This window comes from uncultured Aureimonas sp. (assembly GCF_913775355.1).
In the GTDB taxonomy this organism is placed as follows: domain Bacteria; phylum Pseudomonadota; class Alphaproteobacteria; order Rhizobiales; family Rhizobiaceae; genus Aureimonas.
Window position 1 is genome coordinate 1 of the sequence record NZ_CAJYIU010000016.1, and the last position, 10,453, is coordinate 10,453.

Below are 10,453 nucleotides of genomic sequence, written 5' to 3' on the forward strand. Positions count from 1 at the left end.
TCCTTGCCCTTGATCGTCTTCGTCACCTTCTTGGTGAAGCGCGCCTCGACCTTCCCCTCGGCCTTGCCCTTGCCGTAGGACCACTCGACCGTGTCACCCTTGGAAACCGTGCTCATCGCAAGCTCTCGCTGATCCGTTTCGATGGGTGAGCAAGTCGCGAGCCGCCCGCCGCGTTCCCTGCCACGATCGTTCGTCCACCGACATTCAGTCGCACCCACCGAGGCCGGAACCGCGCTTCGACGGGCCGCGTTCCCGACGGCTGATCCGCCACGTGAACCCCGCCCCCATGAACAAGCGCCTCGACTTTCACGCCGAACGGTTCGGCCTCACCATCGTCGACCCGGCCGACTTCGGCGTCGAGATCCACCCGCACGGGCGCGGGCAGCGCATCTGCTTCACCAACGGCGAGACGATCACCGACAAGACGCTCAAGGCGAGGATCAAGAAGCTGGTGCTGCCGCCGGCCTGGCGCGACGTGAAGATCTGCGTCGAGGAGAACGGCCATATCCAGGCGACCGGGCGCGACGAGAAGGGGCGCCTGCAATACCGCTACCACGACGACTGGGTGAACGTGCGCAACGCGGTCAAGACCGAGCGGCTCCTGCGCTTCGGCCGGGCGCTGCCGAAGCTGCGCAAGCGCATCGCCCGCGACCTCAAGCGCCAGGGCACCGACCGGCGCGGCACGGCGGCAGTGGCCGCGCGCCTCATCGATGTGGCCGCCATGCGCCCCGGCCACGAGAAATACGCCAAGGACGGCGGGCGCGGCGTCGCCTCGCTGCGCCGCGAGAACCTAAAGATCGCCAAGAAGCGCGCGGTGCTGCGCTTCGTCGGCAAGTCCAACAAGGCGCATGTCATCGAGATCGCCGAACCGGCGCTCGTGCGCTCGCTCGACCGGATGCGCCGCGAGCGCGGCGCCAAGCGCCTGTTCCGCTTCCGCGAGAAGGGCGCGACGGCGGCCAGGGACCTGACGGCCACGCTCCTCAACGACTACCTGCGGGATTCGTCGGGCAGCAAGGTTTCGGCCAAGGACTTCCGCACATTCCACGGCTCGGCCGAGGCGCTGCGCTTCTTTCTCGAGGAGGTGCCGCCGGAAAAGGCCGACACGGCGCCCAAGCGCAAGCGCGCGGTGGCGAAGGCCATGAAGTCGGTGTCGGAACTCCTGCGCAACACGCCGACCGTGGCGCGCGCCTCCTACGTTCACCCCGAGATCGTCGCGGCTTTCGAGGAGGAGCGGCTGCCGGCCGACCTGATGAAGGGCCGGGTCCGCGAGGGCCTGACGCGGGTCGAGACCGGCCTCATGCGCTTTCTGGAAGAGACGGCGACGCAGTAGCGCTGCGGCCGTCGAGGAGGTCGCCAAGCCGGCGCTTCACCTCCTCGCGCACGCCGCGCGTCTCGTGAAGGATCGTGCGCGCGCGCAGGAAATCGAGCACGCGGTACGGCGAGACCGGCGGCTGTACGAGGATGTCGGGCGCGGTGCAGGCGAGCTTCGCCCGGATCACCGCCGACATCATCAGCTGCGAGGCCCCGAACATCGCCTCGACCGGCGTCGGCAGCGGCAGCACCCCGCGCTCCGGCCCGCCGGTGACGTCGCAGGCGACGACATGGGTCACCGACCCGCCGAAGACGTCGAACGGCAGGGGATTGGTGATGCCGCCGTCGACCAGCACCAAGCCGTCGCGCCGCACCGGCCGGAACAGCGCCGGGAGCGCCGCCGAGGCGGCGAGCGCGGTGACGAGATCGCCCGTCTCGATGGCGCATTCGAGCCCACCGTAGAAGTCCGTCGCCATCACGGTCAGCGGGATGGCGAGCCCGTCGAAGCCGATGGGCAGGCCGAGCGGCAGGAAGGCGCCGACGACCCGTTCGGCATTGAGCTGACCGAGACGAAGGCCCCCCTCGGCCCGGAATTCGGCGAGCGTCGGCGGCCGGGTGCGCCAGAGCGTGCCGAAGACGTGCCGGCGCGTGGCGAGCACCGCGAGGACGTGGTCCTCGATCGCGGCGGCCGAGAAGCCGCTCGCCGCCGCCGCCCCGACGATCGCACCGATCGAGGCGCCGGCGATACGGCTCGGCCGCAGGCCAAGGTCCTCGAAGGCGGCGAGCACATGGAGATGGGCGAGCCCTCGCGCCCCACCCCCGCCGAGCGCCAGCCCGGTCCGGGTCTCGGACGCGGATCGGCCGTCCACGAGGAACGGCCGCCGGGTGCCGGGAGGGGTCACGCCGCCGCTCAGGCGTCGGCCGGGCCGACCGTGATGATCGTCGGATCGACCGACAGGAGCCGCTTGGCCTCGGCCTTCACCTGGTCCAGCGTCACCGCGTCGATCAGGCCCTGGCGCCGCTCGATGTAGTCGGTGCCGAGATCGTCGAGCTGGATGCCGACCAGCGTCGAGGCGATCGAGAGCGACGACGAGAGGTTCTGCACCGCGTAGGAGCCCTTCACGAAGGCCTTGGCGCGGTCGAGCTCCTCCTGGCTCGGGCCCTCGTCGGCGAGGCGCTTCAGCTCGGCGCGGATGATCGCGATGCTCTCCTGCGCCTTATCGGCGCGGGTGGCGGTGGAGCCCGCCAGCATCGCGGCATGGTCGTAGTTGGTGAGATACGAGCCCGCGCCGTAGGCAAGGCCGCGCTTCTCGCGAATCTCCTTGTAGAGACGCGAGTCGAACGTGCCGCCGCCGAGGATGTGGTTGGCGAGATAGGCGGCGAAGAACTCCGGCGCGTCGCGCTTGACGCCCGGCAGCGCGAACTGGATCTGCGTCTGCGGCAGGTTGAGCGCGACGTTCTCCTGCTTGCCGGTCACCGGCTGGATGTCGGCCACCGGAACGAGGTCGGCCTTCTCGCGCAGCGGCAGGAAGATTTCGTCGAGGCGCTTCTTCAGCGTCGCCTCGTCGATCGCTCCGACGACGCCGACGACGAGATTGTCGCGGCCGAAGGTCTTCTGGCGGAAGGCGCGGAGGTCGTCGGCCGTCACGGTCTTCAGCGTGTCCACCGTGCCCTCCGAGGGGCGCGCGTAGGGGTGGCCGGGGAAGACGGTCGAGCGGAAGGCCTTGGCCGCCAGCGTGCCGGGGTCCTGCTCGTTGGCCACGATGCCGGCGAGAAGCTGGCCGCGGATGCGCTCGACCGGCTCCTTGTCGAAGCGCGGCTCGTTGACCGCAAGGCGCAGGAGATCGAAGGCGGCGTCCTCGTTCTCGACGATGGTGCGGAAGTTGCCGGAGAAATTGTCGTAGCTGGAATCGAACGAGAGCGAGACGCCGAGCTCGTCGAGCTTGCCCTGGAACGCCGCGCTGTCGATGTCGCCGGCGCCCTCGTCAAGAAGGCCGGAGAGGAGGTTCGCCGTGCCCTCCTTGCCGGGCGCGTCCTGCGTCGAGCCCGCGCCCTTGAAGGCGAAACGCATGGCGATCAGGGGGTTGGTGTAGTCCTCGACGAGGAGGGCGTGGATGCCGCCGGGGCTCGTCACCTCCTTGATCTCGACGGCGTGGGCCAGCGAGACGAGGCTGCAGGACAGGCCGGCGACGAGGCCGAACACGGCGGTGGCGCGGCGGAAAGGCTTGAAAAGCGCGTTCATGGCTGGGGATCCGTCGTCGCGAAGGGTCAGGAGCGGGTGTCGCCGGGGACCGGCGCGCCGTCGGTGGGTGCCACCGCACCGGCCGCCTCGGGCGATCCGGCGGGGGCCTTCGCCTCGGCGCTGGTCTCGGCATCCGCCGGCAGGAGATAGCCGGTGACCGAGCGCTTGGGCTGGAGATAGGCCTTGGCCGCCGCGTTCACCTGATCGACCGTCACCGCCTCGATGCGGTCGGGCCAGCTTTCGACCTTCTCGATCGTGCCGCCGGTGGAGAGCGCCGCGCCGTAGCGCCGGGCCATCGAGGTCTGGTTGTCGCGCTGGTAGATCAGCGCCTTGCGCACGCGGTTCTTGGCGGCCTCGAGCTCGGCCGCGGTCACGCCGTCGCGGGCGATCTTCTCGACTTCCGCGTTCACCGACTTCTCGACCTGATCGAGCGTCGCCTGCCCTCGCGGCGTGCCGTAGGTCATGAACTGGCCGTCGTCGAGCGCCGTGCCCTGGTAGTAGGCGCCGGTGCCGGCCGCGATCCCCTGGTCGACCACCAGCGCGCGGTAGAGACGGCTCGTCGTGCCGCCGCCGAGAATGTCGGCGAGGAGGTCGAGGGCCTCCGACTCGCCGGGCTTGGCGTTGTTGTCGGAGGGTACGAGGTAGGTCGTCTGGACGCTCGGCTGGGTGACGCGCGCGTCGCGCAAGGTGACGCTGCGCGCGGCCAGCGGCTCGGGCTCCTGTGGGCGCTGGCGCACGCCGGGATCGGCGCGGCGCGGCACCTTGCCGAAGGTCTCCTCGGCATAGGCCTTCACCTGATCGAGCGTCACGTCGCCGGCGATCAGGAGGGTCGCGTTGTTGGGCGTATAGAAGCGGTCGTAGAAGGCGATGGCGTCTTGCCTCGAGAGCTTCTCCATCTCGTTCCGCCAGCCGATCACCGGCGTGCCGTAGGGATGGTTCTGGAAGAGGGCCGCGTCGGCGGCCTCCGAGAGCTGTGCGCCCGGCTCGTTGTCGATGCGCATGCGACGCTCTTCGAGGATCACGTCGCGCTCGGGCAGCACCACCTCGTCGGTGAGGACGAGGTTCTCCATGCGGTCGGCCTCGAAGCCCATCATCTCCTTCAGGGACTCGACCGGCACCTGCTGGTAGTAGGCGGTGTAGTCGTAGGAGGTGAAGGCGTTCTCCTCGCCGCCGATCGCGGCGACCGCAGCCGAGAACTCGCCCTGTTTGTGGGTCTTCGTGCCCTTGAACATCAGGTGTTCGAGGAAGTGGGCGATGCCCGACACGCCCTTCGGCTCGTCGGCGGAGCCGACCTTGTACCAGATCATCTGGGTGGCGATCGGGGCGCGGTGGTCGGGCAGCACCACGACCTGCAGCCCGTTGGCGAGCGTGAAGCTCTCGATCGCCGGGCGCATCGCCTCGGCCTTGGCGGCGGCCGCCTCGCCTGCCGGGCTCGCAGCCGTGGTCGGGGCGGGTGCCGTCGGCGCCGTCTGCGTGCCTTGCGCGAAGACCGGGGTCGACAGCGCGACCAGAAGCGCGATCATGGATACGCCGGCACGTCGGATCGGGAAGCTCATCGAGGCGGGTGTCCTTGGGCTTGGGAAGTCCGGGGCTCGGGATGTCCGGAGGGCTCGGGAAGTCCGGTTCGTCCGAGGATATGGAGGAGCGCGAGGAAAGGCACCAATAACGATTTTGTAAGGGCGTGCCCTGGTTTCGGCGTCAGCCCGCGGGCCGCAGAAAGCGCAGGCGCGTCTCGCCCATCGCCCGCTCGTCGAGAAGGTCGAGGCCGGCGATAGGCTCGAACGGCGCGTCGAGCGCCTCCTCCAGCACGATCACGGCCTTTGCGGCCAGCCAGCCGCCGGAGAGAGCGCCCGCCAGCGCCGCCTCGCCGAGACGCCGGCCATAGGGCGGGTCGGCGAGCACGAGGTCGAACGGCTCGATCGTGCCGGCGTCGCCGAGCCGCGTGGCATCGCGCCGCAGGATCTTGGTGCGGCCGCCGAGGCCGAAGGCTTCGATATTGGTGCGGATCAGCCCGCGCCCTTCCGCGCTTTCCTCGACGAAGACGCCGTATCGGCAGCCGCGCGACATGGCCTCGAGCCCGAGCGCTCCGGTGCCGGCGAAGAGGTCGAGGACGCGCCCATCCTCGAAGCGCACCCCGAGCCCGTGGGCGAGGATGTCGAACAGCGCCCCGCGATGGCGCTCCGAGGTGGGCCGGATCGCATCGGTCGAGGGGGTGGCGAGCGAACGCCCCTTCAGGGCGCCCGCCACGATGCGCATAGCCACGTGCCGTCAGTCCTTGCGCGGACCGGACCGGGGTCCGGAGCGCGGACCCGAACGCGGGCCGTCGCCCTTCGGCCGGAACGGCTTGTCGCCGCCCGTGCGCGGGCGATCGCCGCCGCGGCCTTCGCCGGAGCGTCCCTCACTCCGAGGCGGACGGCTGCCGCGGCTCTCGTCCTCGGCCGCGCGCCGGGCGGCGCGCTCCTCGCGGGCGGCCTTGGTCTTCTCGCCGACGGCGCGGGCGCCCGGCGCCATCCAGACGTTGGCGGTGCGCTTGGGCGCCGAGGGCGGACGGCGTGCCGGCCGATCGCCCGCGTCGGCGCCGTCGCGGTCCCGCCCGCCGGCCGGCTTGTCACCGAAGGCGCGCGGCTTGCGCTCGCCAAACGGCTTGGTCTCGCGCTTCTCGAACGACCGCTTCCCGTCGTCGTCGCGGCGAGGGCGCGGGGCCTGCGTGTCGAGGCGGCCGAGGGCCTCCTCGCGCTTGGCGTTGCCGAACTTCTTGCGGTTCATGCGCGGCGCCTCTTCCGAGTTGCTCACCCACTCGCTCTTCGCCCCGGCCGCGCGCTTCGGCGTCTCCTCGCCCTCGTCCGTCCGGCGGCGCTCGGCGGCCACCGGCTTGTTGGAGAACGGGTTGACGATCGGCGCGTCGAAGTCGGCGCCGGCCTCCTCGATCAGGGTCGGCCCGAGCTGGTCCTTCAGCATGCGCCCCTTGATCTCCTGCACCGCGCCCTCTTCCAGCTCGCCGAGCTGGAACGGGCCGAAGGACAGGCGGATCAGGCGGTTCACGTCGAGGCCGAGATGGCCCAGCACGCGCTTGACCTCGCGGTTCTTACCCTCGCGCAGGCCGATCGTCATCCAGACGTTGGAGCCTTGCGTGCGGTCGAGCGTCGCCTCGATCGCGCCGTAGAAGACGCCGTCGACCGCGATGCCCTGGCGCAGCTCGTCGAGCTTCTCTTGGCTGATCTCGCCATGCGCGCGCACCCGGTAGCGCCGCAGCCAGCCGGTGGAGGGAAGCTCCAGGATGCGGGCGAGGCCGCCGTCGTTGGTGAGAAGGAGGAGCCCTTCCGTGTTGATGTCGAGCCGCCCGACGGTGAGGACGCGCGGCATGTCCGCCGGCAGGCGGTCGAACACGGTCGGGCGCCCTTCCGGATCGCGGTTGGTGGTGACGCTGCCGGCCGGCTTGTGGAAGAGCCACAGGCGCGTGCGCTCGATCGGCGGCAGGGGCTTGCCGTCGATCTCGATGCGGTCCGAATTCGTGACGTCCTGCGCCGGGCTGTCGAGACGCTTGCCGTTCAAGGTCACGCGCCCGTCGGCGATCATGCCTTCCGCGTCGCGGCGCGAGGCGATGCCGGCACGCGCCAGCCGCTTGGCGATGCGCATGGTGCCGGGTGCGCCGTCCTCGCCGTCCGTCGCCCCGCTGCGCGGCCGCTCGCCCATCGGGCGCGCACGGCGCTCGGTCTCGGCGCCGTCGTGGCTGAGGCGACCGTAGGAGCGCGGACGCTCGCCGCCCTCGCCCTCGCGCTTGGCGCCGGCATGGGAGAACATGCCGCGCGAGCGGGGCGTGAAGGGCTTGTCGCCGTCGCGGCGGGGCGCGCGCTCGCCTCCCTCGGAGCGCTCCTCGCGCGGACGGAACGGACGATCGCCACGCGGCGGACGATCGCCCCCTTCGGTGCGCGGCTTGAAGCTGCGGGCCGGGCGGTCACCGCCCTCGCTGCGGTCGCGGAACGGACGCTCGCCGCCTTCGCTGCGGTCGCCGCGCGGCTTGAAGGACCGGGCGGGGCGCTCGGCCCCACTTTCGTCGCGCGGGCGGAACGGGCGGTCGCCATGTGGCGGACGGTCGCCCCCTTCGGTGCGCGGCTTGAAGCTACGCGCCGGACGATCGCCACCCTCGCTGCGGTCGCGGAACGGACGATCGCCGCCCTCGGTGCGCTCGCCGCGCGGCTTGAAGGCGCGGGCCGGACGCTCGCCCCCGCCGCCCTCGCCTTGGCGCGGACGGAACGGCTTGGCGCCGAACCGCTTCGGGCCGGAGCGCTCGCCGCGCGCCTCGCCCTCGCCGCCCTCGGATCGCGGCCGGAAGTGACGGGCCGGCCGATCGCCGCCCGCGCCGCCGGGCTTGCCCTTGAAGCCGCCGGGCTTGCCGCCGCGCGGACCCGAGCCGCCTCCGGACCCGCCCTTGGACCCGCCTGCGCCGCGGCCTGCGCCGCCGCGGCCCGATCGGCCGCCCTGGTTCTCGTCGCTCATCTTTTCGCTATGCCTTGTGTTCTGGGGCACGCATAGCAAACTCCCGTCGATCAAACGAGAGACCTTGCATGTCGCGCTGGAATTCCATGGATGAGGCGCTTGTCGAGGCCCGGTCCGCCGAGGCCCGCGGCGAGACGCCGGTGGGGGCCGTGGTGGTGCTGGACGGGCATGTCATCGGCCGGGGCGGCAACGAGACCCGCGCCCTCTTCGACCCGACGGCCCACGCCGAGATCCTGGCGATCCGACGGGCCTGCGAGGCGATCGGCTCCGAGCGGCTGGTCGGCGCCGACCTCTATGTCACGCTGGAGCCCTGCGCCATGTGCGCGGCGGCGATCTCGTTCGCGCGCATCCGTCGGCTCTACTTCGGCGCGGGCGACGCGAAGGGCGGCGCGGTGGAACACGGTCCCCGCTTCTACGCCCAGCCGACCTGCCACCACGCGCCGGAGGTCTATTCCGGCATCGGCGAGACGGCGTCCGCCGCGCTCCTGCGCGACTTCTTCCGCGCCCGGCGCGACTAGCGCCGCGTCAGAAGGGCCAGAGGCTCTTCAGCTTCGAGCCGAGCGTCTTGGTGCCGTTGGCGTTGCGCTCCTTGGCCTCCTCGTCGACGCCGGGATCGCCGGCGGGCGCCGTCGCGGCGGGCTGGCGGTATGTCAGCGGCGGCTCCGACAGGTAGCGGCGCTGGGTCGGATCGCCCTGGCGGCCGACGCGGGCGCGCTCGTTGGCGGCGACGCGCTGGCCGGCCATCTGCTTGGACGAGATCCAGCTGCCTTCCATCTCGGCCCGCTTGCCGACGGTCGAGGAGACGGTCGCCTCCTCGCGCGTCATGCCCTCCTTGTCGGCGGTCATGAAGGCGACCGGAAGGGCACCGTCGCTGCCGTCGGGGGCGGCGGCGCGCAGACGGGCGCGGCGCTGCTCGGGCGACTCCGGCCAGTTCGCGTCGGTGCTGGCGGCGGATGCCACGCGCGGCGGCGGCAGCACGTCGCGCTTCTGCGACTTCACGAGTTCGGGGCGGGGCGAGTAGTCGACGCGCGTCCGGTTCGAGGAACCGAGCGTCAGCATGCCGTCGAGGTCGTTGAACAGCTGCTGGCCCTGGCTGGTGCCCGTGCCGTAGGTCGGGCCCATGCAGCCGCTGAGCGCCAGCGCGGCGGCGCCGAGAACCAGCATGCGCGAGCCGACGCGAACGGTGGTGTGTGTCATGCCGGGCGTTTCCCCTTGTGTCTCGTGACCGCTCGGGCCCCATCGAGGTCGCGCGGGGACCCCTCCCCCCGCGCCTTTGCTCAGGACAATCCGGCGATTTTACGAAGAGCTTCTAGGCGAGAGCGCGTTGCGAGTCCAGAAACGGCAAAGATTCCGGTACCGCGAGGCAACGGCCGCGCTTCAGGCGGCCGCCGCCTTCAGTTCGCGCAGCGCGTCGGCGTCGCGCGGCGTGACATCGGGATACTCGGGGTCGGTGCCGACGAGCGGCGAGACCTTCCAGGACCGCGCGCACTTCTGCCCCTCCGCCCTCGCCGGCACCACCGCGATGCCCGGCGTGTCGGGCAGCGTGAAGGCCCCCTCCGGCGCGAGCTCGGCCGACAGGGCGATGTCGCTGGTGATCGCAATCTCGGCGAGGTCGACCTGGCCGAGGAGCGCGCGCAGGCCCTCGTCCGCGACATGCACCACGGGGGCCGCCTCCAGCGAGGAGCCGATGCGCTTGGCGCGGCGCTCGTCCTCGAGAGCGCCGGTGACGACGCGGCGCACGCGCCGGATCTGCCGCCAGCGCTCATTCAACTCCTCATCGACCCAGGCGGGATCAGAGGCGCGGAACTGTTCCAGATGCACCGAGCGCGCCTCCGGATAGCGGCTCAGCCACGCCTCCTCCATCGTGAACGGCAGGAGCGGGGCCAGCCAGGTGACGAGGCGGTCGAAGAGGATGCGCACGACCTGGAGCGCCGCGCGGCGACGCACCGAGGAGGGCGCGTCGCAATAGAGCGCGTCCTTGCGGATGTCGAAGTAGAAGGCCGAGAGTTCCACCACCATGAAGTCGAGGAGCGTACGGGCGATGCGCTTGAAGTCGAAGGCGTCGTAGCTTTTGAGCACCACGGCCTCGATCTCGGCGAGGCGGTGGAGCATCAGGCGCTCGAGCTCGGGCATCTCGGCGAGGGCCACGTCGTCGCCCCGGTCGTGCGCCAGCGTGCCAAGCATCCAGCGGACCGTGTTGCGCAGCTTGCGATAGGCGTCGACATTGGTCTGGAGGATCGTCTTGCCGAGGCGCAGGTCCTCCGAATAGTCCGACGAGACCACCCAGAGGCGCAGGATGTCGGCACCGGACTGCGAGATGACCTCCTGCGGCGTCACGACATTGCCGAGCGACTTCGACATCTTGCGCCCGTCCTCGTCCATCACGAAGCCGTGCGTCAGCAC

The 10,453-nt window shown here is 71.2% G+C and carries 10 protein-coding genes; 2 read left to right on the forward strand and 8 right to left on the reverse strand.

Annotation, left to right across the window (positions count from 1 at the left end):
• On the reverse strand, window positions 1-116 hold a 116-nt coding region (locus QZ753_RS21015; protein ID WP_367171478.1), incomplete at its 3' end, for an HVA1 family protein.
• A gap of 170 nt (window positions 117-286) precedes the next feature.
• On the opposite strand from QZ753_RS21015, the gene QZ753_RS01150 reads away from it, so the two are divergent.
• Complete coding sequence (locus tag QZ753_RS01150; RefSeq protein WP_294640444.1) at window positions 287-1,330, forward strand: DNA topoisomerase IB; 1,044 nt, start codon at window positions 287-289, stop codon at window positions 1,328-1,330.
• On the opposite strand, the gene QZ753_RS01155 is transcribed toward QZ753_RS01150, so the two are convergent.
• The 5 genes from QZ753_RS01155 to QZ753_RS01175 form a co-directional block, all read right to left on the reverse strand.
• Complete coding sequence (locus QZ753_RS01155) at window positions 1,296-2,213, reverse strand: patatin-like phospholipase family protein (protein WP_294640446.1); 918 nt, start codon at window positions 2,211-2,213, stop codon at window positions 1,296-1,298. The two genes, QZ753_RS01150 and QZ753_RS01155, sit on opposite strands and share 35 nt — an antisense overlap.
• 8 nt (window positions 2,214-2,221) lie before the next feature.
• The gene (locus QZ753_RS01160; protein ID WP_294640448.1) at window positions 2,222-3,553 is read right to left on the reverse strand and encodes a pitrilysin family protein; all 1,332 of its coding nucleotides are present in this window, start codon (window positions 3,551-3,553) and stop codon (window positions 2,222-2,224) included.
• 26 nt (window positions 3,554-3,579) lie between these two features.
• Window positions 3,580-5,076, reverse strand: a complete 1,497-nt coding sequence (locus QZ753_RS01165) for a pitrilysin family protein (protein ID WP_294640458.1) — start codon at window positions 5,074-5,076, stop codon at window positions 3,580-3,582.
• Between the two features lie 175 nt (window positions 5,077-5,251).
• Window positions 5,252-5,809 (reverse strand): 16S rRNA (guanine(966)-N(2))-methyltransferase RsmD, encoded by a 558-nt coding sequence (gene rsmD / locus QZ753_RS01170; RefSeq protein ID WP_294640460.1) that lies wholly within the window; start codon window positions 5,807-5,809, stop codon window positions 5,252-5,254.
• Window positions 5,810-5,821: 12 nt separating this feature from the next.
• On the reverse strand, window positions 5,822-8,050 hold the full coding sequence (locus tag QZ753_RS01175; RefSeq protein ID WP_294640450.1) for a pseudouridine synthase: 2,229 nt from the start codon (window positions 8,048-8,050) through the stop codon (window positions 5,822-5,824).
• Between the two features lie 68 nt (window positions 8,051-8,118).
• Here QZ753_RS01175 and QZ753_RS01180 point away from each other — a divergent pair, with 68 nt between their 5' ends.
• The gene (locus tag QZ753_RS01180) at window positions 8,119-8,568 is read left to right on the forward strand and encodes a nucleoside deaminase (protein ID WP_294640452.1); all 450 of its coding nucleotides are present in this window, start codon (window positions 8,119-8,121) and stop codon (window positions 8,566-8,568) included.
• A 7-nt stretch (window positions 8,569-8,575) separates the two neighbouring features.
• Here QZ753_RS01180 and QZ753_RS01185 read toward each other — a convergent pair whose 3' ends face one another.
• A complete protein-coding gene (locus QZ753_RS01185; protein WP_294640454.1) occupies window positions 8,576-9,247 on the reverse strand; it encodes a hypothetical protein in 672 nt (223 codons plus the stop codon).
• Window positions 9,248-9,427: 180 nt separating this feature from the next.
• The coding region (locus QZ753_RS01190) for a class I tRNA ligase family protein (RefSeq protein ID WP_294640456.1) at window positions 9,428-10,453 on the reverse strand (1,026 nt) is incomplete at its 5' end.